Origin of the sequence: Rhodococcus sp. HNM0563, from assembly GCF_012726195.1 — a bacterium.
Classification (GTDB): Bacteria; Actinomycetota; Actinomycetes; order Mycobacteriales; family Mycobacteriaceae; genus Rhodococcus.
In genome coordinates this window covers 118,053-139,657 of sequence record NZ_JAASAF010000011.1, presented here as the reverse complement: position 1 = coordinate 139,657, position 21,605 = coordinate 118,053, and the positions used below count along the sequence as shown (strand labels likewise).

18 protein-coding genes are annotated in these 21,605 nt (G+C 67.4%); 8 read left to right on the top strand and 10 right to left on the bottom strand.

Annotated elements, in window-relative coordinates:
* Positions 1–127: 127 nt before the first annotated feature.
* Positions 128–1,255: a hypothetical protein gene (locus HCA61_RS22565; protein WP_169690436.1), complete on the bottom strand. Its 1,128-nt coding sequence runs from the start codon at positions 1,253–1,255 to the stop codon at positions 128–130.
* Between the two features lie 287 nt (positions 1,256–1,542).
* On the opposite strand from HCA61_RS22565, the gene HCA61_RS26695 reads away from it, so the two are divergent.
* The 6 genes from HCA61_RS26695 (at position 1,543) to HCA61_RS22535 (ending at position 8,768) form a co-directional block, all read left to right on the top strand.
* Positions 1,543–2,430: an N-6 DNA methylase gene (locus tag HCA61_RS26695; RefSeq protein WP_169690435.1), complete on the top strand. Its 888-nt coding sequence runs from the start codon at positions 1,543–1,545 to the stop codon at positions 2,428–2,430.
* Positions 2,431–2,580: 150 nt separating this feature from the next.
* Positions 2,581–6,903, top strand: a complete 4,323-nt coding sequence (locus HCA61_RS22555; RefSeq protein WP_169690434.1) for an LAGLIDADG family homing endonuclease — start codon at positions 2,581–2,583, stop codon at positions 6,901–6,903.
* Positions 6,904–7,061: 158 nt separating this feature from the next.
* Complete coding sequence (locus HCA61_RS22550; protein ID WP_169690433.1) at positions 7,062–7,424, top strand: hypothetical protein; 363 nt, start codon at positions 7,062–7,064, stop codon at positions 7,422–7,424.
* The gene (locus tag HCA61_RS22545; protein WP_169690432.1) at positions 7,424–7,720 is read left to right on the top strand and encodes a hypothetical protein; all 297 of its coding nucleotides are present in this window, start codon (positions 7,424–7,426) and stop codon (positions 7,718–7,720) included. Before HCA61_RS22550 ends, HCA61_RS22545 begins: the two co-directional genes overlap by 1 nt.
* Positions 7,717–7,980 carry a hypothetical protein gene (locus tag HCA61_RS22540; protein ID WP_169690431.1) on the top strand — a complete coding sequence of 88 codons (264 nt, stop codon included), beginning with the start codon at positions 7,717–7,719 and terminating at the stop codon, positions 7,978–7,980. The genes HCA61_RS22545 and HCA61_RS22540 overlap by 4 nt, the downstream gene beginning before the upstream one ends.
* Positions 7,974–8,768, top strand: a complete 795-nt coding sequence (locus HCA61_RS22535; protein ID WP_169690430.1) for a metal-dependent hydrolase — start codon at positions 7,974–7,976, stop codon at positions 8,766–8,768. Before HCA61_RS22540 ends, HCA61_RS22535 begins: the two co-directional genes overlap by 7 nt.
* 96 nt (positions 8,769–8,864) lie before the next feature.
* On the opposite strand, the gene HCA61_RS22530 is transcribed toward HCA61_RS22535, so the two are convergent.
* Both HCA61_RS22530 and HCA61_RS22525 read right to left on the bottom strand, forming a co-directional pair.
* Positions 8,865–9,017 carry a hypothetical protein gene (locus tag HCA61_RS22530; RefSeq protein WP_169690429.1) on the bottom strand — a complete coding sequence of 51 codons (153 nt, stop codon included), beginning with the start codon at positions 9,015–9,017 and terminating at the stop codon, positions 8,865–8,867.
* A gap of 97 nt (positions 9,018–9,114) precedes the next feature.
* The gene (locus HCA61_RS22525; RefSeq protein ID WP_169690428.1) at positions 9,115–9,354 is read right to left on the bottom strand and encodes a hypothetical protein; all 240 of its coding nucleotides are present in this window, start codon (positions 9,352–9,354) and stop codon (positions 9,115–9,117) included.
* A gap of 160 nt (positions 9,355–9,514) precedes the next feature.
* Between HCA61_RS22525 and HCA61_RS22520 the strand changes: the two genes are divergently transcribed.
* Positions 9,515–9,868 (top strand): hypothetical protein, encoded by a 354-nt coding sequence (locus HCA61_RS22520; protein WP_169690427.1) that lies wholly within the window; start codon positions 9,515–9,517, stop codon positions 9,866–9,868.
* Positions 9,869–9,881: 13 nt separating this feature from the next.
* Here HCA61_RS22520 and HCA61_RS22515 read toward each other — a convergent pair whose 3' ends face one another.
* The gene (locus HCA61_RS22515) at positions 9,882–10,922 is read right to left on the bottom strand and encodes a hypothetical protein (protein WP_169690426.1); all 1,041 of its coding nucleotides are present in this window, start codon (positions 10,920–10,922) and stop codon (positions 9,882–9,884) included.
* 124 nt (positions 10,923–11,046) lie between these two features.
* On the opposite strand from HCA61_RS22515, the gene HCA61_RS22510 reads away from it, so the two are divergent.
* Positions 11,047–11,556, top strand: coding sequence for a hypothetical protein (locus HCA61_RS22510; protein ID WP_169690425.1), 510 nt, complete (start codon positions 11,047–11,049; stop codon positions 11,554–11,556).
* A gap of 113 nt (positions 11,557–11,669) precedes the next feature.
* Here HCA61_RS22510 and HCA61_RS22505 read toward each other — a convergent pair whose 3' ends face one another.
* From HCA61_RS22505 to HCA61_RS22485, 6 genes are all read right to left on the bottom strand, one after another.
* Positions 11,670–13,994, bottom strand: a complete 2,325-nt coding sequence (locus HCA61_RS22505; protein ID WP_169690424.1) for a hypothetical protein — start codon at positions 13,992–13,994, stop codon at positions 11,670–11,672.
* A 310-nt stretch (positions 13,995–14,304) separates the two neighbouring features.
* Positions 14,305–15,099 (bottom strand): hypothetical protein, encoded by a 795-nt coding sequence (locus HCA61_RS22500; RefSeq protein WP_169690423.1) that lies wholly within the window; start codon positions 15,097–15,099, stop codon positions 14,305–14,307.
* Between the two features lie 305 nt (positions 15,100–15,404).
* Positions 15,405–15,671 (bottom strand): hypothetical protein, encoded by a 267-nt coding sequence (locus HCA61_RS26050; protein WP_206040458.1) that lies wholly within the window; start codon positions 15,669–15,671, stop codon positions 15,405–15,407.
* 254 nt (positions 15,672–15,925) lie between these two features.
* Positions 15,926–17,740 (bottom strand): hypothetical protein, encoded by a 1,815-nt coding sequence (locus HCA61_RS22495; RefSeq protein WP_169690422.1) that lies wholly within the window; start codon positions 17,738–17,740, stop codon positions 15,926–15,928.
* 56 nt (positions 17,741–17,796) lie between these two features.
* Positions 17,797–19,176, bottom strand: a complete 1,380-nt coding sequence (locus HCA61_RS26920; protein ID WP_169690421.1) for an AAA family ATPase — start codon at positions 19,174–19,176, stop codon at positions 17,797–17,799.
* Positions 19,173–21,497 (bottom strand): AAA family ATPase, encoded by a 2,325-nt coding sequence (locus tag HCA61_RS22485; RefSeq protein ID WP_169690420.1) that lies wholly within the window; start codon positions 21,495–21,497, stop codon positions 19,173–19,175. The genes HCA61_RS26920 and HCA61_RS22485 overlap by 4 nt, the downstream gene beginning before the upstream one ends.
* Between the last annotated feature and the right edge of the window lie 108 nt (positions 21,498–21,605).

The following is a 21,605-nucleotide window of genomic DNA, read 5'->3' as shown; positions in this document are numbered from 1 at the left end:
CGGAGCTTCCCTCCGACCCGGTTGCGAGGTCAGCCCTGCATAGGCGCACGAGCTTGGCACTCCACCCGAAAGTGGGAACCGAGCTCGTCACTCACGCCTTGCACCGATCGACCTCGCGCGGCTGACGTCAGGCCGCCACGGCGCGCCTCCCGCCGGGGCGAGCATCAGCCCACCACTGATCGAACCGCTCATGCTCCTTCTCGTGCGCGAGGGCCGGGGCGACCACGAAGAACCGCTCGACCGTCGGGAACACCGGGCCGCGACGGTGCTGGTAGACGCGGAGAATGCCGTCGTCGCCGGTCTCTGCCTCGATCAGTCCTTTGCGGACGCCGTCGTCGGCGAGTCGACGCAGCAGGCCTTCCATCGCACCGCGTGATCCTCGGCCGCGGATCCGGACCGAGCGTGCAGCGTTGCCGAGCTTCGTCGGGTCGGTCTTGCGGGGCCGCAAGATGCGCCGAACCTCGTAGAGGGCGTGTTCTCGCTGGCGGAGATCGGCATCGAGTGCGTCGAGGACCGTGTCGAGCTGGCCATGCTCGCGCACCAGATCGGTCAGCCGCTTGCCCGCCACGATGCCCTGGGCAGGGTTCAATGCGATTGCGATCCGTTCCATGAGCAGTGCGGATGCGCCGACGTGGGGTTCGACGCGGAAGCGCTCCAGGGCAGCTGCACGGCTGGATCGATTAGCGAAGGTGAACGGACAAAAAGTGCAAGCTGAGCGGCCAATTGTGGTCCCGATGATCGATTCCGTGTAGGCATTGGCGGTGGCACGGTCCCACCCCCATTCGATGAGGGGGTACTCCCCCGTTCGCAAGTCGGTGTTGTGCAGTGCATCCTTCGCGGCACGCCCGAGTTCGTTTGCCTCGAAACCGATCACGTGCCGATACGGCTGGCCCCGGGTGATCCTCGCGATCACCGGGTCCAGTGCCGCTCCCTTCGAGTGAACTGAGCACAGTCTGGCGCCGGAGGCCTGGGCCACGGTCCCGGCCTCGGTCAACTCATCCCAAAGCGTGTATGCCCCTTCGATATACAGACTCGTCGGATGCCTGCTGTCGTCGAGGACGACGATGCCGCCGCCGTCGATCGTGGCGTGGCGTTGAGATCGGGCGACCTGGAGGAATCGTACGTTCGCGGCGGCCAGTCGGGGCAACACATGGGTCTCCATGGCTGTCCGGGTGGAATCCCATTCGCTGCCAGTGTGGGCAGTGATCAGTGCCAGCTCGTCGAGTTCGAAGTCACGACTGGTGGGATCTTCCAACCACCGCAACAGAATTGAAGTGGAGTCGGCGCCCATCCCGAAGGAGAAAATAACTTTGGGAGGAGGCGCTGTGGGGTCAACAGGCATCTCAGTGCACGGCATTGCCATTGGTGTGTCCTTGTCGCAGAGCAGATCCGATGCGACGAAGGTATGAACTGGTACGAGCAGGTGTTTCAGGCCAGAACCCCCCCCAGTCCCCGGCCCCTCCACCGATCGAGGCTGCAACACCTCGCCCAGGGGACGGAAGTCTCGACGGCACGACATCCTCGACCGGCAGGAGCCAACCCGTGCCCAACGCTCACCCGTCCATCACCGCCCGCAACGTCGCGACAGCTGTGACCGCCGCATGGCAGCGCACCTCCAACAACCCGTCGACCCTGGAAATCCCCCTGGGAACCGTGGCCACCCTGGCGCTCCACACCCAGATCACCGACCGGCCCGAGCGCACCCCATCCGACCTCGGGCAGCTCGCCCGGACTGACCTGCTCCGAGAACTGAGCGAGACGTGGGCGCGGGTCTGGCTCGACCAGCCGTACCTGGTGCAGATCGCCTCTCCGCTTCACCGCTGGCTCGACGACCAGGTCAGCGACGAAACCGTCCGTGCGATCCGTGCGGTCCTCGACGCCGCGAACCGGGCCGGGCTGCCCCACCTTGTCGATCGGCGCCACGGTGTCCCCGCCGTCGACGTCCTCGGATTCCTCGTCACCGAGCTTCGGCCCGCGAGTGCCCGCCAGCACCTCGGCGAGTTCTACACCCCGCCCGAGGTCGCCGAACTGATGGCCGCACTCACGATGCCCGAACTCCCTGACCCGGGCCGCCTGTTCACGGACCCGACCGCGGGGACCGGTGGCCTGCTCGCCGCGACCGCGAACCGAATCCGTGCGCTCGGCGGCGACCCCGCCCACTACGGCTGGGAGCTGGCCGACATCAACCATCTGTCGGTAGCGTGCGCGGCCGCCAACGCGATCCTCTGGGGGCTCGGCGACCATGTGCTGGTGTACCGCGCCGACACCCTCGCTCCAGGCGATCACCGCGCCGCCGCCGTCAGCACACGCGCCCAGGTGCTCGAGCATCACCGCGGTGTCGTTCGCGCCGCGAGGCTGGCGGCGCTGTTGACGCGAGAAGCGACGCCGGCATCCACCGGGACGTCCCCCACTGCCGCGGCTGCGTCGTGATCGATCGGATCGGCGGGGACCAGCCCGAAGTGCTGCGCCGCACATAGAACCCTGCTCCGGCCAGGGGTGAACCTTCTGGCCGGACCAGGGGCGGATAACGACACTCGTACGGTGTGGCCGTCCTGACCGTCGACTGGGAGGCCGGAGCCGATGCCCACCCGATCCAAGTTCGGTGCCCGCGCGGGCGCCGCCGCCAAGGCGAAGGCAAAGCAGAAGGGAACCGAAGTACTACGGGACTGGCTGACCCTGACCTGGTTCACAGACTCGACTCCCCTACTCGGACTGCGACGGTCAGTATGGAACTGGCTGCTGCTCGGCGCCACCGCGTCGATCAGCTACCTGGCCGGCGCCTCGGTACCACTCCTTGTCGTAGGCCTGCTGTTCGTCGGCGGTGCAGTCACGATCGGAAGGGCCATGCGAGTGATGCCCGCCCGCCGGCGGTTCGTCGAGGGCCTCGTCGAGGACACCCGACAGGTCGCCGGGCATCCCCGCTCCACCACCGCGGTACAGGTGCCGGCCTCATCACGAATCAAAGTCTCCCGGTGGGGCGCGAAGAACCGGCCGCTCGTCATGGACGTGACATTCGCGAAGACCGCGCCGTCAGCACCACCCCTGGCTCGCGGCCTGCTGGAGAAAGCACTGGACCAGGTCCCCAACCCGTACACCGAAAGCGGCGGCGGTTGGGTGTACTCCACCAACCCCAAAACCGGACAGCTCCACGCCGAAGCGGTGCCGGCAGGCGACAAGCGGCTCCACCAGCAGCGCGAGATCGCGTATCTGCGCAGCAAGTTCACCGACTGGTTCAAGCTGACGCCGAAGCAGCTCACCAATGGGATGTACGACCTGCAGGTCACCGACTGGACGACCCGGGAGCACCCCACCGAAGGACCCGTCCCCGTCCCCGCCGCCATCGTGTTCGCGTTCGGGTCGCACAACGTCGCCGCCCAGGACACCCGCGACGGCATCGAACGGGCCTGCGACGCCGAGTACCTGCGCGGGGTCGAATGGATCTACGCCTGGTCCGACGGGACCCTCGAGATCACCGGTGTCGATACGGACTCCGTCGATGCCAAGCGAAAGCGGTCCGCGCGGTGGGTTGCCGACCTCGTCGCCGGACAGGCCAAGGCTGCGCGTACGAAGGACTCGGCCACCTCGCGTGTCACCGGTTGGCAGGAGGAAGTCCACGGCGATCCGTGGGCGCCGATCGCGTTCACTGCGGACTTCGGGTCCGGCGCGTTCACGACCGGCCGAGACCAGCGGGCCGTGGAGAACGTGATCGACGACGCCATGACCGCGTCCACCGCCAGCCTGGTGTGGGCATACGAGTGGACGGTGGGCGCGACGACCACCGTTGAGGCGCGTGCCTTCCCGTCCAACCACATCGGTGCGCTGCGGAAGCTCGAGCTCAAGCGGCTTCGCAGCGTCGTCGAGCAGAAGTTCGGTGGCCGCCGCAGCGATGTCGACGTCGAGGTGATCTCGTGGGAGCCCTGTGATGACGAGGCGCCCGTCGCGTTGCCGGCGCAGGTCCGGGTGCGGTTCGGCGCACTGGATGTCTCGAAATCCGAGACCAAGGATGCGTTCGAGCAGCACTACGACGGCCTGTACACCGCATGCGACTGGCACTACGACTGGCGCTCCGCCGAGGGCCTGGTCAATCTGACGGCGGTGCCACGACTGGCCAACGCAATCGCCTTCCCCGAGAACGGAACCCCCCTATTCGAGGAGATGGTCGAGAAGTTCCGCGAGGGCAAGATCTACATCGGCCCGCAGAAGGGCGGAGGGACGTTCTACTGGGATCTCAACAAGGTCGCACATGGCCTTATCGGAGGGAGGACCGGAGCTGGGAAAGCCCTGTGGGTCGACACCACGATGCTGACGACCGCCGGTTGGCGCCGTCTCGGTGACCTTGCGGTCGGCGACGAGGTGTTCGACGAGAACGGGCTGCCGTGCACGATCACAGGTGTCTACGACCAGCCGCTGTCCGACACATGTTTCGAGGTTGAGTTCTCCGACGGTACCGTCATCATCGCGGACGACGCCCACCTGTGGTGGACCGAGGATCGAGCCACGCGCCGCTCCCGCTCAGCCAACCGGAGCGGCCCGTCTGCACCCACCCGGCAGCGGAGACCGTGGCTGACAACGCAGGTAACTGACCGTCTGCGCGCGGCAGCTGATGCAGCACGCCCGGATGAGGTCATCTCGATCCCCGAAGTAGCAGAACTTGCCGGTGTGGCAGGGACGACCAAACGCATCCATGATCTGGCGAGATCGATCGGCGCGGCGCGGGAACAGCGGTCAGTCCACCGCACTTATTTCTACGCGAAGCAGCAGGTCCGGCAGCGGAAGAATGTTCGCGTCTATTCGGGTGCCGAGCTGTGCGACTACTTGATCGGTCGTGTCCGATCCCCACGGGCGCGCGGTGACCTCGTGACGCATGCGGACGCGTTGTTGGCGGTGTGCGCCCACTATCGGACCCATGACGAGGTGACGGCTGAGGACATCGCAGCTGGCGCGGGTATTGCGGCGAAGTCCGTGCGGAAGTGGCTGGTCAACGCTTCCCGCCTGTCCAGTCGGCTCGAGGTTCGTGAGGTCACACTTGATGTTCCGGAACGGACGGTTGAACGACTCGGCCCTGCGGTCGCCTTGTATCCTAAGGCAGCGCTCCTGCGCATGGTTGCAGCCTACGGAGACAAGCCGCTATGGGATCAGCGTGAGCGGATGGCGATCGGGCAGGTCCGCACAACCAATGAGATCCGCCACTCGCTCCGCACTGACAGCGGTCACGTCAACCACTCGATCCCTGTGTGTAAGCCGCTGCACTATCCGGACGCGGTGCTGCCGATAGGTCCTTACACGCTCGGCGCGTGGCTGGGCGACGGGACCTCTCGTGGAGGAGCTGTCACCAGCATGGACGCGGAGGTGCTCGACCGGATCAGGCTCGAAGGCTATGACGTTCATGTCGTGCCACATTCCGCTGGCATGGTCGCTCCGCTCTATCGAGTTGGCGGCCTGACATCCCTGCTCCGAACAGAGGGACTGCTCAAGTCGCGTTGTGGCGAAGATGTGAAGCGTATTCCTCACCGGTATCTGGAGGCCGGTGAGCAGCAGCGACGGGACCTTCTCGCCGGTCTGCTCGACACCGACGGAACTGTTGCACCAGGTGGGGCGGTCGAGTTCACCAACACCAACGAACGGCTCGCGAAGGATGTGTTGGAATTGGCTCGTGGCCTGGGCTACCGGGCGACGCTGCGGGCGAAGCCAGCCATGTGGAACGGTGCTGTATGTGGAACGGCGTACAGCGTCGCGTTCACGACCCACGACAAGGTGTTTGGGTTGCATCGCAAGCAGCTCGTCCACGCCGAACGCATGCGGGCATCGAATACCTCCAGGCACGACTGCCGGTACATCGTCGACGTCCGGAAGGTCGAACCACGGCCGATGCGCTGCATTTCCGTGGACTCCCCGACCCGCCAGTTCCTAGCAGGGGACGCTCTTGTCCCTACGCACAATTCGGTCAGTCTCGACATCATCCTGTTTCTGACGTTGTGGTGCCGCGATGTCGCCGAGATCATCGTGTGTGACCCGAAGCGAACCGACTTCACGTGGACTCCCGAGTTCCCCTCGGTCATCCGCTTCGCCGCCGGAGCGCTCGAGATCGTCGATGCCGTCGGATATGTGCGCCAGGAGATGGACCGCCGCCAGACGATCCTCAACAAGCGGGGCGTACGAAACCTGCGCTACCTGCGGAAGTTGTATGCCGAGCATCCGGAGTTCGAGGCCGAGGACGGCCCCGCCCCGAAGCGGCTGATCCTGTTTTTCGACGAGCTCGCGAACTTCTGGATGAAGTCCGACAACGAGGACATCGAGGCGCAGAAGGTGACTGCCCGGACGCAGATGGAGGAGCTCGGTCAGCTCGCCCGCGCGCTGGAGATCAACATGATCCTGGCGGCGCAGAAGCCCGACAAGGATCGCATGTCCACCCAGCTCAAGGAGATGTGCGAGTTCCGGCTCTGTGTCGGCCCGGTCAACGAGTACACCTCGAAGCAGATCCTGGACACGAATCACGGCACCCGCTTTCCGGAGGAGGGAACACCGAAGGGTCGCGCTTGGGCCACCACCAGCGAACTCGGCTTCCGCGTGGTGCAGGTGCCGTACCTGCCGAACTCGACCGAGGACGCGCCCTGGCCCGCCTCGGTGGCGCCGCGCCCGGCGCATCCGATCACCGGGTCGAAGGACCGCCTGCGTGCACTGCTCGCCGCGCAGGGCTACCAGCAGGTGATGGTCCCGAATTCCGATGGTGGGCGGGATCCGCGCTGGGTGCTGACCGACGAGCCCGTCGCTCCACCGAAGGTGCAGGCCGTGCCGGTGGTGGTGGACAAGCCCGCGCAGGAGCCCGTGGTTGCCCCTGTGCCGGCCTCGGTGGGCGCCGCGGCGGGAACCGGTCAGGACGAGTGGGATGGCGACGAGTGGTGAACCAGGCGATTGCCCCGCGGGTGGCGACCGCCAGGGTCGCCACTGCCGTACCGAACGAGGCAGGTCGTCCGCAGTCACACGTCGAGCCGCATGCTTTGCGAAATCGACGTGGTGAAGGCCTCCCGTACGTTGACGTGACTTCGATCGAAAGGACTCCGATGTCTGCTGTACAGGAAACAGGAGGCTCGCCAGGTGTTTTCGTCCACGCTCGTGAGCGTTGGCGGACGCTCCCGTTCTGCACCAGGGTGCGGTCGGGGATCGTGGTGGGCGTTCCGCTCGCCGCTGCGATGTGGATGATGCTCGCACCACGTGAACGAGGAACTGTCCACGCTGCATGGCAGACGGCGGACAGTCTGGGTCGAGCAGCCATCGTAGTGTTCTGCATCGCCGCAACCGCGATGCTCAGCTGGCTACTGTGCGTGATCGTGACGGGCCGGTCACGCCACTCCCCGAGCTGCATCTGTCAGGACCTGGACAATGGATCATCCGGCATCAGCGACGCGACACAGGGGCACCGCTGATGGTGCCGCCGAAAAAAGGACCACGCGAGGGAATCGTCTCGCGCGTTGTGTTTTTCGTCGTCGTCATCGGGATCGTGTTCGGGATCTTCCAGTACATGACCGGGGGAACCAAGGTCGGCGACGAGGGATGGTTCCGCACCGGCCAGCAGATGATCAGCGAGCTGTTCGATCGGGGCAGTGACACCGCCAAGGAACAGCTTGAGAAGGTCACCGACGGCGCCGGGACGCAGCTCGGCGAAACGATCCGCGACCAACTGTCGACCACCGCACCGGCATCGGAAGGGAACGACGGGTGAGCATCCTGAAGTACGTGCTGTGGGTGGCGGTCGGCCTCGGCGTGTTCCGCGGCTGGGTGAACTGGTCGGAGTCCGAGGGCATGGACTCGACAACCATCGTCCGGCTCTTCGAAACCGTCGTGAACACGATCGCCGACCTGACCTACCAGTGGCTGCCGGCCCTTTTCGACCTGATCGGCGGGAACCCTGTGACAGCACCGGACAGCGAGCCTGCCGTCGAGAGCCTCGCCCCGTCGATGATGGGGGTGTCGTCATGGTGATGGGTCCGACACACGCGATGTCCGGCGCCGCGGTCGGACTCGCGGCCGCCGCGGTCCTCCCGACCGGCTGGGGTGGCCCGTCCTCGCTCGCCGAGACCTTCGCCTGGGCCGGCGTCTGCGCCGGATCGGCGTTGCTGCCCGATCTCGACCATCCCCAGTCGACCGTCGCCCGGTCGTTCGGCGTCGTGTCGCAGATCGCGTCCGAGGGCATCAACGCGGTATCCGCGGCCTTCCACAGGTTGACCGGCACCCGCCGCGACGGAACCCGCTCGGACGGACACCGCACCCTCACCCACACGCTGCTGTTCGCAGTGGTCCTGGGCGTGGTTGTGTCGGTGCTGGTCACGACGTTCGGGAAACCGGCGATCATCGGAACCCTGTTCGTCACCCTCGGGCTCGCGATCCGCGGTCTGGCCGGGGACTGGTCGAAGAAGCAGGGCTGGCTGGCCGTCACGCTCGCGGCCGCGTTGCTGTCGGTGATCGCGTGGCAGGCCTTCCCCGCCGAGACCGGGTCGGTGTCCCTCGGTGTCGCTGTCGCGCTCGGCTGCATCACGCACTGCATCGGCGACGGCATCACCCGTGAGGGCATTCCGTTCCTCGCGCCGCTTGTGAGAGTGAACGGGAAGCGGTGGTGGGAGTTCACGCTGCCGTCGCTGCTGCGGATCCGTGCGGACGGGCCGTTCGAGAAGGTGGTGCTGCTGCCTGCATTGACGGCCGCGACGGTCGCCCTGGCGGTGCTGGCGGTACCGGGGTTCGAGACGGTCGCTGACGCCGCAGCCGCACGCTGATCAGGAGGTGTCGAGCCCACCGATGGACGCCTAGGGCACGAACAGGAGAAGGGCGTCACCCCAGGGATTTCTCTGGGGTGACGCCCTTCTCGTGTATCAGGCGGCGAGTTCGCGTCGCATTGCTCGACGTTCCCGGCGGTTGGCGCGTTCCTTGATCCGCTTCACCTCTCCGGGCTTCCAGTTGGTGGCCCGGCGGCTCACGCGGGTGAAGGCGTCTCGTTCGTCTCCGCCGACGGTCTTGCGCTTCATGGCTGCTCCTGCCGTTCGCTGTGCTGTTGTGATGACACAACTTTCGCAACCGGGAGTCGTCGGTGTTGCAGACCGACAGGGCGTGCTCCCCCGGCTCTCATCCGGGGTCCCCGTCCCCGTCGTGGGCGTTGTCGGCGTCGGGAGTAGGGCTCGCGGTGTTGCCGGGCACGATCGTCCCGTACCTGTCGGCGGGGAACGGTTCCACCTCGACCACCAGGGCCGTTTCTGTCCCGTCGGGATCACCCTCGAAGGGGTCATCCCAGGTCCGCCCCGTGAGCTGGAGAGCGCCGGTGCTCTCCAGTGCCCCTCCCAGCCGCGCCCGTCGACTCCTCGTCACTTCCTCCGCCGCCGTTCACATAACCTCGCAGTACGAGGCTAGTCACCACCGATCCCGGACAGGGCCTCGAGCGAGCCGGCGTGATCGCGGCCTGAAACACCTCGACCGCGCTTGGGAGACCGTCGTGGCGTCCACTCGCCCCGACGCTCATGGAGGTTCCATGACCACGCCCCTGCCCACCGCCGACGCAGAGCCCGGGGTACGGACGGAGATCGCCACGGATGCGTGGCACTACGGCTTCGTCCCAGCTCGCTGCGAGCGCGCCAGCATCGAATGGGTGCGTGAATACGCGGCGGTCTCGGACGCTCACGCCAAGTACATGCGGTCGATCGGCTACTACCGGTGGGCGGCCTACCAGGGGCGGACGTCGTACTACTCGTCCCGGCCGCTGCCGTACTCCGCCGGCGGGCAACGCTCGTTCGTGTTCCTCGAGGACGGAACGGTCGTCGAAGTGTCCTCCTGCGGCTCTCAGCCGTACCAACGGGTCAGCGACGGATCCGTCGTCGGGGACTGACAGCCCCAGGGCTCTACATCATCTCGGCGCGGTCCTGGGTGCACTCCTGGATGGCGCGGATCGCCTCACGGATCTGCGGGATCTCGCGCAGCAGCATGTCGACGTCGTCGAGGGCCTCGGAGAACGCGGTCAGTTCGGAATCGTCGCAGGCGTCGAGGAACTCGGGGAGCTTCTCGGCGACCTGGGACACCTCGGGCAACTTGCGGCCCATCTCGTTGATCAGACGCAGGGTGTCGGTGAACCGGATGAAGTCGTCGGTACGGGCGAGGGTTTCAGCCCATGACTGTCCCCCGTCGGGGGCCATCGATCCGGTGGCCTGCGCACCGAACGCCCCGAACGGATCGTCCACGTTGACGTCGACGCTGGTGTCGCGTTCGTGGTGGGTATCGGTGTTGGGCCAGTCGGTCGGGTCATCTCCCTCCGACGCCAGAGGGACATCCCCGTCAGACTCGGAGGGGACCCGCGGGGTGGGAGCTGCGCCGCCGGTGTCCGGTGTTCCCCCGAGCTCGTTGCTCGGGGCAGGTTCCTCGGCCGGCTGAGCGGGCGCGCGCCCTGCGGCTTCCGCGATCACCGACTCGACGATCTCCTGCACGGCCTCGCTGTCGGGCTGCTCCCCGCTTTCGGCGGCGGCGATGACACGGTTCTCGATCTGAGTGAGCATCGTGACGTCGTCGACGCCGTTCTCCCGGGCGGCCCGGAGTGCCTTCTCCGCGACGTCGAGTTCGGTGGCGTCCACTCCGGTGCGGGAGGACACCTCGTGGAGGAACAGTGCGGTGCGGGCCATGCGGTAGATGTGCGCGCGGCCGTAGGGCCTACCGGTGCGCGGGTTGATCAGGCCGCCGTCCTTGAACTCACCGAGGATCAGGTCCTGCGGGTTGTCGTAGCCGAGAGGCTCCCAGGCGCGGCGGCGGAAGATCTGCTGCATCGCGTCCTCGAAGCGGACAGCTGCCTCTGCGACTTCGCGGACGAGTTCGCGGGCTTCCTCTTCGGTGCAGGGGCCGGCGTTCGGGTCGACGACGTCGTGGTCGTCGATGGCGTCGATGGCGCTGCTCACGAGCGGTCTCCTCGCTGATCGGGTGGTTGTCGCGGACGGTAGCGAGGTAGTTCTCCACGTAGATCGGAGCTATACTTAGAAGATACTTCCTTGATACTTTTTGGATAGTTGCTACTATATGTTCATGATCGCAACCGAGAACGCTCTCGTCGTATTCACCGCCAAGAGCCCCGAGACAATCGTCCTTGAAGGCGGCTCGCAGGCCTGGAAGCTCGATCCCGCCCGCGCGAAGAAGTGCGAGTGGCTCGTATGCACCCAGAACGCTCACAATCCGGAGCCGTACGCCGATGGCAACGAACCCCACGGCAGCGCATTCCTGATCGGACGCATCTCTCGCATCAGCCCGGCTGACAACGACGAGGGCCGCTGGAAGATCGAGTTCAACCAGTACGCCCGTATCAGCCAGCCCAATGTGTGGACCGGCGACCGTAACCCGGTCCGTTACACCAACCTCGACGCTCTCGGCATTAACCTTGACGGTGCTCAGTTCAAGGAGATGGACAGTGTCGTCTCTACTCCGCAAACTGCCCAGACAATGGAGTCAGCCGGCCTCACTATTGCTCAGGCAAAGGCAGGGCTGGCAAAGACGTACGGCGTCGATGTCGGATCCATTGAGATCGTGATCCGCGGCTAGCCCAGCACCGGCCAGCGGACCGGTTAAACATCATTCAAGCAGGTGAGCCCGGTCGTCAGCGAATACGCCTCTGGCCCCGAGGTTTCCCTCGGGGCCACAGGTGTTCTCTCCTGTCAGGCGACGGTGTAGCGGGCCGCCCGGATCGGCGGAGTGTCACCGTACGACCGGGACAGCATCTCGTGCCGCCACGACGTATCCGCCGGAATGTAGACACCGTTGGCACGGGAGTGGTGCGCCGGAATGCCGAGGGTGTCCGCGAGGCGGGTCCGCTCGGCGAACGGGATGGTGCCGTCCTTCGCGCGCCGTGCCTTCGGGATGGTGATGCGCATCCCGCCGTCCTTGTCCCGCAGCACCGAGTAGTGCGTGCGGGTGCGGGCGAACAGGGCAGCTCGGATCCGGTACTGCACATCTGCAAGGTCGTGGAGGTCGGTGGGGCGGTCGGAGTTGGCGCCACCCTTGCCTTCCCGTTCGAACGTCGTCGGCCATGCGACCGCTCGGCCCTCGTTGTCCTTCGGCGGCTTCACCGACGGGGTGTTGATCGGCTCGCCCCGACGCTGCTTCTCGAACAGGCCCTCCTTGTGGGTGTCCTGCCGCTGGGCGCGCAGATTTTGGATGCGCGAGTAGTTCATGCGCTCGAGCGGGGCTCGGGGTGCGTCGTAGGCGGTGTCCGATGTGCGTTCGCGGCGCAGCTCCGCCATCGACACCCCGGGCCGCAGCGCGGTGTCCCCGGTCGGTGCGGCCCCGTACGCGTCACCGAGGCGGTACAGGGCCTCACCGATGTGCTCGCAGCGACCACCACTGCTGAACTTCCCACAGGTGCAGCGCATCCCGTTCCCACCGGCCTGCGGGAACGGGGACACTAGGTCAACGCCGGCCTCGTCGCGCCAGACGGTGGCCTGCCCGGAGACAGTCGCCTCGGGGTACCGGAAGCTGACCGACGGGGCGGCGGCGCGGCCCGCGGCGACCTGATCGCGGACATCGCGCGGCGGCGGCACATTCGCGATGCCACCGCCGGGGAGCTTGAACTGCCGCTGCGACATCAGGTGGACCCGTTGCATCGGCGGTGCCGGCGGTTCCAGGCCGGCTTCCCGTGCCGCGCGGGCCTGGGCTCGCCAGTGCGTTTGCTGCGCGCGATCGGCCATGCTGTTGTCGGCGGCCGCCGAGCCGGGGACCGGGCACGCATGCGAGGACGTCATCGAGGCCCATCGCCCGCAGGTCGGGCACTTGCGTTGTTCCTGGGCGGCCTGGGCGTCGGCAGCGTTCTCCCAGTGGTAGGCGTCGTTGGTCTTGCCGTTGCCGCGGCGCATGACGGTGTTGGAGATGGCTCGGCCGACCTCGTCGGAGGCGAGGATCTGCGCGGCCTCTTCCTTGGACACGCGGTACGGGTACGTCCTGCCGGGCGAGACCTGGCCGTCCTTGCGGGTCCGCGGCGCGGTCGTGACCATCATCAGGCCGGATTCCTCGTTGTACGCGACCTCTTGCACCCACGACGACACCCCACCGGTGCGGGCCGCCATCTGCTGCTGCAGCTCGGCGTCGCTGTTGGCGACGGCTTTCAACCGCGCGTTCGCCTCGGCGACCGTAGTGATCGGTTGCCCGCCCGCGAAGCTGTCACGGTCCTGCTCGAGAAGCCGGCGCGCTTCATCACCCCCGACCTCGACGCCGTCGCGGCGCAGATAGACCGGCTCCTGCCCTGAGTCGAGAACCTGCTGCAACGATGCGGCCTTGAGGGCGTTGGTCGCGGCGTGGTGCTCGGCCTGCAGTTCTTTCCGGCGGGCGGCGAGGTCACCGTTCGGGCAGGCGGGCTGCTCGTGACCGAACTGGCCGCACTGTTCGCACCGCACATTCGGGTTGGCGGACTGCGCGTACACCCGACGGTGCTCGGGTCGGATCGTCGGGCGGCTCGGCTGTTTCGCCAGGTGCGCGAGGCGCCGCTCTTCCATTTCTGCCAGGGCATCCCGGGCTCGCTTGGACTGGCCGATGTCAGCCTGTCCCTGCGCGGACAGGCCTGCGACCGCGAGATCGTCGCGCCACGAATCCTTCAACGAGATACCGACGCTGCCGCGGCCGGTTCCCTGGCGCGCCATGATCGAATCCCACTCGGCCTGCACTTCACCGATGCTGCGGCCGGTGTGCCGAGCGTTGATCTCGAAGTACGTGGCCTTCGCGGACTGGATGCGCGGCACCATGGTTCCGAGGTACTGGATTGCCTGCAGCTGGTTGCCGGCGTTTTTCTGCGCGTCCGTCAGCGGTGTCTTGTTACCGAAGCGGTCGGTATACATCCCGGTCTTGAGGCGGTCAAGTTCGGTGTCGAGGCGAGTGATCACTCCGGGCTGATCCCAGCTCTGCCGGTACTTCTCCCGCTCCGAGATCGACGGATCGTTCTCGATCTGCTGGCGCAGGCCTTCGACGAACGCGATCTGCTGTTCAGTGGTCATCGGTGGGGCGCCGTCGAAGTGATGCTGCCGCTCGTGAATGGCGGACTGCAATTCACGATCGTGCAGGGAGCCCAGCCCCTGTGCCTTGCACATTTCCTTCGCGAGGCGGATTGCGGTCGACCTCGCTTTGTTCTCTCTGCAAACCATGTTGCTACCGGCGGCGGCTCCCTGGCCGCGCCGACTCCTTCCTCGCTCGGGGTGTGTGGCAGATCCGATTGCTGTTCATCCTGGCGGCATGCACCGACAGCACCGGTGTCGCGGAGGTCGAATCACAGCGTCTCGCGGTGGAGATGACCTCGGCGGACAGCGGTCAGCTCGGGTTGATGTCCCGGAAGATCGGGTCGGGCTGCTCGGCCGGCAACACCGACATGGTCAGCCAGCCGGCCTTCTCCAGGGACTCCAGGTAGGCAGCACTGTCGCCGATGTCGAGGACGACCAGGTTCGGGTCGCCCGGCACGACCACGCCGTCGCGGGTCATTTCCGACAGCGGGAGCGGGGTGTTCGAGTAGGGGTCGTAGTCACCGGTGTTGAGGACCAGCGACACCCGCGCGGACCACACACCCGTCATCCGGGTGCGCAGGTGGTCTTCCTCGTCGACGAACGGGATTTCCTCGAGGACGCCCACCGGGTAGGGGCCGTCGGGGTCCGCGGCCTTGGTCAGCTGCTGCTGTTCCTCGGCGTCGAGATGGTCCCAGCTGCCGTCCCGCTGGGCCAGGTCGTTGATCTGCTGCTGCAGGGCCAGTCGGAGTCTGTCGGCGTGGGCGTGCCGGAGGCGGGCCAGGGCCAGCCATGCCTCGACGATCGCGGTGTCGTCGATCGACGATTCGAGATCGCGCAGGGCGGCGAGCTTCTCGGCGTAGTCACCGCCGACTATCACCGCGACAGCATCTTCGGGGGTGTCGGCGTAGACGCGGCGCTTGTCGGGCAGGGACACGTCGTAGACGTACGGGCGGCGGTGGCCGATCAACGGCAGGACGCGGCCGTGGGCGGCACCGATCTCGGTGTGCTCGCCGTCGATGACGACGATCGGTGGAGCGATCTGGGCGGGGTCGAGACGGGTGGCGTCTTCGATGCTGATCGGGTGACGCACGGTCGGTTCGGTCACGGAGGGCCTCACATTCTGCGGGAAGCATTCAGGTGCTCGGCATCATGCGCGGCAGCTTCTCCAGCAGAGAGTGTGTGGGCGGACAGCGCTCCCACGAACAGCCTTCATTCGGGGTGCGGGTTGCTCGACCGTTGGTACTCGAAGGACAGGGCTTCTCGTTGCCTCCGGTGGCTGCGGCGTGGAAGGACCTCGTTGCGAGTAGCCGACCACGGATCTTCCAACATCAAGAAACCTGCCATCACCCCAGCTCACTATGCGAGTGAACAACAAACGCCATCCCCGCACACGCGAGAATGGGGCTGCTGTCAGCCGCCGAAGGATGGCCCGTCTGATTTGCCCTGTGGACGGGTCTGATTCGCCAATGCGGCCAATTTCTGCGCGACGGTCAGCGCATAACCGGGGGCAGAGGGATCCTCGGCGAGCGTGCCTCCAAGGCTGCGCTCGGTGGCGATGCGCTGCAGATCTAGTATTCTGCGCCTCTCGCTTTCTCTGCAGGCGCGGTACTCCGGAGAGTTCTCGTCGTGCTCATCGTGGCTAGGTACCGAGTTGGGGCACGGGACGGTGCGTGACATCATTGCTCCCTTGCGGTCGACGACTAGATACGCGACCACGGTAGAGCACAAAGTGTGCGTTTTACCTGCGGCGATAGTCGGTGGCAGCCGAACAGTTGACCTGATCAGCAGTAACCGGTGACGACACGCCGACAGTGAGTTTCTGTCCGAGGATTCTCCGGTCATAGCCATAGCCCGTACGGAGCGCCCCCGACACGCACGGGGGCTTGTCAACGGGGCCCAGCAGGTCGCGAAGTACCGTCCCACCGCGCTTGTCAGACCACCGCGCGACGGTGTGCTTGTTCGAGTGCGGTGGCGATGGCGTCGGCGACGAGTCCTGCGAATGCGTTCGGGGTGACGTGGTCGACGACCGTGGTGTCCTCGGGGATGACCGAAGCTCGCTCGCGGTCACCGGTCAGTGCCCACACGACCTGGACGTCGTGGCGGCGTAGGTAGCGCACGCGATCATCGATAGCCGAGGCTTCGTGGCTCGGGAGTTGTCCGTCGGTGAGGACGACGAGGACGCGGGCCCCGGATGCGGTGGTGAGGTCGGCGCCGGCGGTGACGGCGGACATCGCTTCGGCGCACCCGGTTGAGGATGAGCCGCCGGGGACGATGGGCACGCGGTTGGGGCCGGTACGAGGTCCGAGCAGTGCGGTGACGGTGCCACCGAACCCGGTTGCTGCGGCGGTGCCGCCGAGCTCTGCCGCCGCGGCCGCGAGCGACCAGATCACCGTGCCGGCCGCCGAGAGCCAGCGGTCCATCGATCCGGAGACGTCGACGACGACACCGACGTGCAGGGGTGGCTTCTCGGCAACCTTGCGCCGGTTCCGGCGCCACGGTGTCGCCGTGACGACCTGCCCGTTGGCTCGTTGCGCTGCGCGTTGGACGAGTCCGCTCGTGCGGGCCTTGCCCGCGGGGTGGGCCACGTGTTCGGTGACCTGGCGTGGCGCTTCGTACTGGGCGCGCTTGAGGCGGCGGACGATCGCAGCCCGTTCGGCGATGTCAGTATCGGTGGACGGGCGGTTTCGGATGCGGGTGAGGGCTTTCGCGTCGAACACCGATCGCGCTGCGGCCGCGGCGAGATCGCGTTGGGTGTCGTCGGCCCGCTTCTCGGGCGTCGGTTGCGGGCCGAGTGCCTGGTGGAGTTCAAGCTCTGCCTCGCCGGAGGTCTCCGCGGCGAGATCGCGCAGCAGGTCTGTCCAGCCCGAGCCGATCCCGGTGCCCGGGTCGAGTTGGTCGCCATCCCCTGCAGTGCCGGTGCGCTCGCATGGGTTGGCTTGCTGGTCGCTCGGGTCAGCCCCGCCCTCACCGCTGTCGCCGTCCCCGGCAGTGCCGGCAGGATCGTCGTCGCGGCCGGTGTCGCCGCTGTCGACCGACTGCGCGGCGCCCTCCCCCTGCCCGGAGCCTGCCCCACTTCCATTGTCGGGATCCGCATCTGGAAGCAGCCGACACCACTGCTCGGACAACGCCAACAACTGCTCCTCGTCACTGTCACGCAGAGCCAGGATCTGACGCCAGATCTGCGTGCACTCGGCGACGACGTCAACGCCGAACTCCTCCTCCACGGCCGGGCGAATCCGGTCGCCCACCCACCGCGGAAGCACCCCGGCGTCGACCTGGGGCAGCACACGCTCAAGCAACACGCGCGGCGACCCCACGACCGACATCGTCACCGGGGCGGCCGACCGGAGGAACAGCCGCGACCTCGGGCTGCGGATGATCAGTCTGCGGTGTGCACGCGCGGCGTCGAGCGCCCACGCGACCTCGAGCACCCCCGCCGAGACGTCGGCGCCGACCCGCCCTCGCCACCGCGAATGCGCTGCACGCGACGCTCCGTCGAGGACGAGACCAGCCAGGATCGGGTGGGACAGGCGATCGATGAGCGTCCTGGTGGTGGGAACGCGTCCGCGATCGTCGACAGACAGCTCTGCCGCGTGCGGGTCGATGCGGATCTGCCCGGATGTCGGGTCGACGTCGACTCCGCCCGGTGTGGCGTCGATGGTGACGGTGACGTCGCCGCGGCCGGCGATCTGCCGTGCCCATTCGGTGGCCGACCATCCGGTCAGCTCCCAACTCTGCGGCCCCATCTCCTGTGACTTCCCTTCTCGAATGCACCCGCTTCTGGTGCGGATGTGTGTGCTGGTCAGGACTGGGCGACGAGTTCGCCGAGCTCGCCCGAACCCAGGCTGAGGTGTCTCTCCAGCTCCTGGGCGACTCGGCCGCGCAGGAGCGGCTCTGGGCACGCCGACACCAACGACCGTGCCGCGAAGCCGATGCCGAGTACCGGGGCGATGTCGCGGGCTTTCAGCAGAGCACGCAGCGACGGAACCCACACCGACTCTTGGCTCTTCGCCCGTGCGACATCGTTCGCTGTCATCAGGGCGCGGGCGGCGTCGACGAATGCCTTTGGCACCCCGAGGTTCTCCGCAGTCGACAGGTCCGTGGGGACGGTGACGGTGAACGCGATCCGGTCGTGCAAGGCCTCGGGGATCCCGAATCCCGAGCCGGGGTTGTACGCGATCAGCACCGCGAACCCGTCGGCGGCGTCGACCTGCCCGACATTGGGGTTGGAGGTGTCGATGTAGGTGCGGCGGTGATCGCACACCGACAGAAACACTGCCTGCACTTCCTGCGGTGCGCGCGGCAGCTCGTCGGCGAGGAACGGACGTCCTTCCCGCATGGCCTGCAGCAGAGGCCCGTCGACCCAGGCGAACCCGGACGGGGCCGTCGGATCGGGGTTGTAGCGGCCCACGATGTCTTCGACCGTGGTCTCGCCGTGGAATGTCAGCTGCAGCAGGTCTGGCGCTGCGACCTGCGCGAGAGTGGTCTTGCCGGACCCGGGTTCACCGGCGAGGCCGACAGTCCACCCGTGGTCGATGGCGGCGCGCACGACGGTGACATCGACGATGCCGCCGACCATCCGCGGAAGGTACGGATCGCCGGACGGGGTGCTGTACGTCTGGTCGGGGTCGGAGCAGATCGCCGGTTCCAGGTCGGTGCCGACGGGGTCGCTGTCCCAGTCCACCGTGGAGGCGCCAGTACCGGCGGCGAGGGCGGCACTGGCGAACCGTTCGATCTGCTCGTCGGGGTCGTCCGCGTTGAAGTACTCGACCATGAAGGCATTGGGGATGCGGTCGTCGGTGACGGTGTCAGCGATTTCGACCACGCGCATCGGCAGCGTGTTCGGGTCGCCGATGCGGTCGCGTGTGTCTTCGACGTTCGACCCGAGCTGCAGAATCCCGTCGAGCAGTGTGTCGTATCCGGTGGGTGCGGACTCCCATGCAGAGGCGCCGATCGTGCCGTGGCAACGGCGAGGCTTGCCGTCGCGCAGCAGCACCAGGTCTATCGCTGCGCTTGACGAGTTCCCGGACCCTGCAGGGAATCCGACGTATCCGTAGGCGAGCACGAGGTGGTGGTCCTTTCGGGGCAGGTGGTGGAGCAGTCGAACGGTAGACGGCCGTTGATCCACTCCGGCTGTCGTCGTCGGCATCGGGATGGACGACAGCCGGAGGTCGTTGATCACGCGGCGAGTTGGGTGGATCCGAGCGGTGGGCGCTGCAGGCGGAGGACCCGCGACGCGATGTCGAGGACGTCGGCGGTGTGCGAGACGACGATCATCGGCATCTCCAGGGCCCGCAGCATCGTCAGCATGTCCCGCCGGAACGCTTCGTCCTGCGAGGCGGTGATCTCGTCGGCGAACAACATGCCGGGCTTGCCGCCGCCGGCGAGCTGGCGGGAGAACCCGATGAACGCGCACACCGCGGCGCGGGCCTTCTCACCGCCGGAGAGCTGCCGGGTGGCTCGGGTTGTCCCGTCGGGCAACACCACCTGCGGCACGAACGTCTCGTCGATCACGAACCCCACATGCTCCCCGCCCAGTCGGGTGAGGATGTCGGTCGCCGCTGCGGAGATCGTTGCGCAGTACTCGGCGAGCAGATCCCGGCGCAGGGCGATACCGATGTCACGGGCGATGCGGGCGATCTCCGCCTTTTCGGCGGCCTCCCTCTTGAGTTCCCACCGGGTGGCGGCGTCGTCGGCGATGCCGTCGAGCTGCATCGCTGTGGCGCGCGCGGCCTGGGCCTGCGCTGCGGCGTCCGCGGCGCGTGCCTGGGCAGCGTCGAGGGCGATGCGTGCGGTCGCCTCCGCGGACTCGGCAGCCGCGACGTCGGTGGGGCTGGGCGCGTCCACCACCGCGGCCCGCGCCACCTCCACGCGCTCACTGGTGGCGGTCGCCCGGGTGAGGACGTCGGCCAACGCATTCCACGCCGTCGCGACGGTACGTGCGGTGGCGAGCCGTTCGGTCAGTTGCTCGTGCACAGTGAGCGCTGCACTGTGGATCTGTTCCCTCCCCGTCGGCACCGGTGCGTTCTGGTGGGCTGCGACCAGCTCAGCGAGTGCTGTTGCGGCCTGGTCGGCGTGCCGGGTCGCGGCGATGGCCGCGGCCTCCGCGTGCTCGGCGACGCGCGCGAGGCTGTCGACGTTCGCGAGAGCGGCGTGGGACTTGCGCAGCCGAGTCTCGGTGTCGAGCAACGCCCGGTCCAGGGCGGTGGCCTTCTGGTGTGCGGCCACTGCCTCGGCACGTGCCTGGTCGAGGATCGCGCGCTGCTCGTCGATCAGGGCAGCGACGTCGCCGACGTCCTGGCGGCACGTCGGGCATGCGGCGGCGTCCATCGCACGGGAGAGCGTCGCGATGGCCTCCTCACGCTGTGCGACAGCGGCGTCGGCGACGTGCGCTGCCCGCAGGGCCTCCTGGTGTGCGCTCCGCGCGGCCTCCACCTCGGCCTGCCCGGCGGTCACTGCGGCGGCCAACGCATCCGGGTCGACGGCCGCGTGTGCGGCGCGGGCCTGCTCGGCAGCGGTGCGGGCACTGCTCTCCTGCCCGGCGGCGGACTTGAGTTCCGTGCCGCGGCGGGTCAGTTCACCGATGGCCTGCTCGAGGTCGGTGCATGCCGTGCGCGCGGCGGCGCCGTGCTCGGCCGGGTCACCGCTGTCGGTGACTTCCCCGAGATCGCGGAGGTGCTGCCGGGCGGCAGTGACAGCCTGCCCGGCGTCGGCGGCGAGCGCCTCGGCGCCGATCACCGCCTCGCGGGAGTCGCGGGCGGCGCGCTCGGCGCGCTGCAGCTCCTTCGCCTGCTGGCTGGCGGTGTCCCAGGTGGTTCGCGCGGCCGCCGCGTCGGCGGCGGCACGGTTGGATTCCTGCTGCAGACGGTCACTTTCGGCGCCGGCTTCCGTGGCGTCGTCGGCGGTTCGCTTCACCTCGGCCGGATCACCGGGCAGCGCCTCGGCCCGGACCGCGGCGTCCTTGCACTCCTCACGCAGTCCCTGGATGCGCTTGGTCAGGTCGTCGAGGCCGGTCAGCTCTTCGAAGGTCTCCTGCACCTTCGCGGGGGTGCCCGTCATCAGCTCGGTCAGTTGCCCCTGCGCCATGTAGAACGCGCCGCGGAACGTCTTCGCGGTCAGCCCGGTCAGCTCGGTGATGATCCGGGTCAGCGACGCCGGGGTGACGTTCGACTGCTTGACGCCGTTAATCCACAGCTTCGCCGACGCGGACTCGACGCCGGACTCGGATCGGGTGATGCGCCGCACGGCGACGACCTCGTCACTTCCGATGAGAACGGTGGCGGTGACCTGGGCGGGTTCGGTGGATCCCTCACGGCGCAGCGCGGCCGCAGATCCGGCTGACCCAGTGTCGCCCCACAGGCACCACGGCAGCGCGTCGAGGATGCCCGACTTGCCGACTCCCGATGGGCCGTACAGAGCGGTCGTGCCGTCCGGGTCCACATCGAGTGTCATGTGCTCGACGGAGCGGATGTTGGTGATCTCGAGCGACTTCAACCGCAGCATGATCCCGGTCCTTTTCGTGGTGGTGCCTGTCGATGCCTGTGACGCTACGAACGGGTCGAGGTGGGTGTTTCAGTCGTGACAGCGGGGCCGGATATGTCTCGCCGACCT

Coding starts and splice junctions, on each gene's coding strand:
- HCA61_RS22530 (WP_169690429.1), bottom strand. CDS start 9,017: ATGAAGCGCAAGACCGTCGGCGGAGACGAACGAGACGCCTTCACCCGC.
- HCA61_RS26050 (WP_206040458.1), bottom strand. CDS start 15,671: ATGTCACGCACCGTCCCGTGCCCCAACTCGGTACCTAGCCACGATGAG.
- HCA61_RS22485 (WP_169690420.1), bottom strand. CDS start 21,497: ATGCTGCGGTTGAAGTCGCTCGAGATCACCAACATCCGCTCCGTCGAG.
- HCA61_RS22505 (WP_169690424.1), bottom strand. CDS start 13,994: ATGACCACTGAACAGCAGATCGCGTTCGTCGAAGGCCTGCGCCAGCAG.
- HCA61_RS22550 (WP_169690433.1), top strand. CDS start 7,062: ATGTCTGCTGTACAGGAAACAGGAGGCTCGCCAGGTGTTTTCGTCCAC.
- HCA61_RS22535 (WP_169690430.1), top strand. CDS start 7,974: ATGGTGATGGGTCCGACACACGCGATGTCCGGCGCCGCGGTCGGACTC.
- HCA61_RS22495 (WP_169690422.1), bottom strand. CDS start 17,740: ATGGGGCCGCAGAGTTGGGAGCTGACCGGATGGTCGGCCACCGAATGG.
- HCA61_RS22555 (WP_169690434.1), top strand. CDS start 2,581: ATGCCCACCCGATCCAAGTTCGGTGCCCGCGCGGGCGCCGCCGCCAAG.
- HCA61_RS22510 (WP_169690425.1), top strand. CDS start 11,047: ATGATCGCAACCGAGAACGCTCTCGTCGTATTCACCGCCAAGAGCCCC.
- HCA61_RS22520 (WP_169690427.1), top strand. CDS start 9,515: ATGACCACGCCCCTGCCCACCGCCGACGCAGAGCCCGGGGTACGGACG.
- HCA61_RS22545 (WP_169690432.1), top strand. CDS start 7,424: ATGGTGCCGCCGAAAAAAGGACCACGCGAGGGAATCGTCTCGCGCGTT.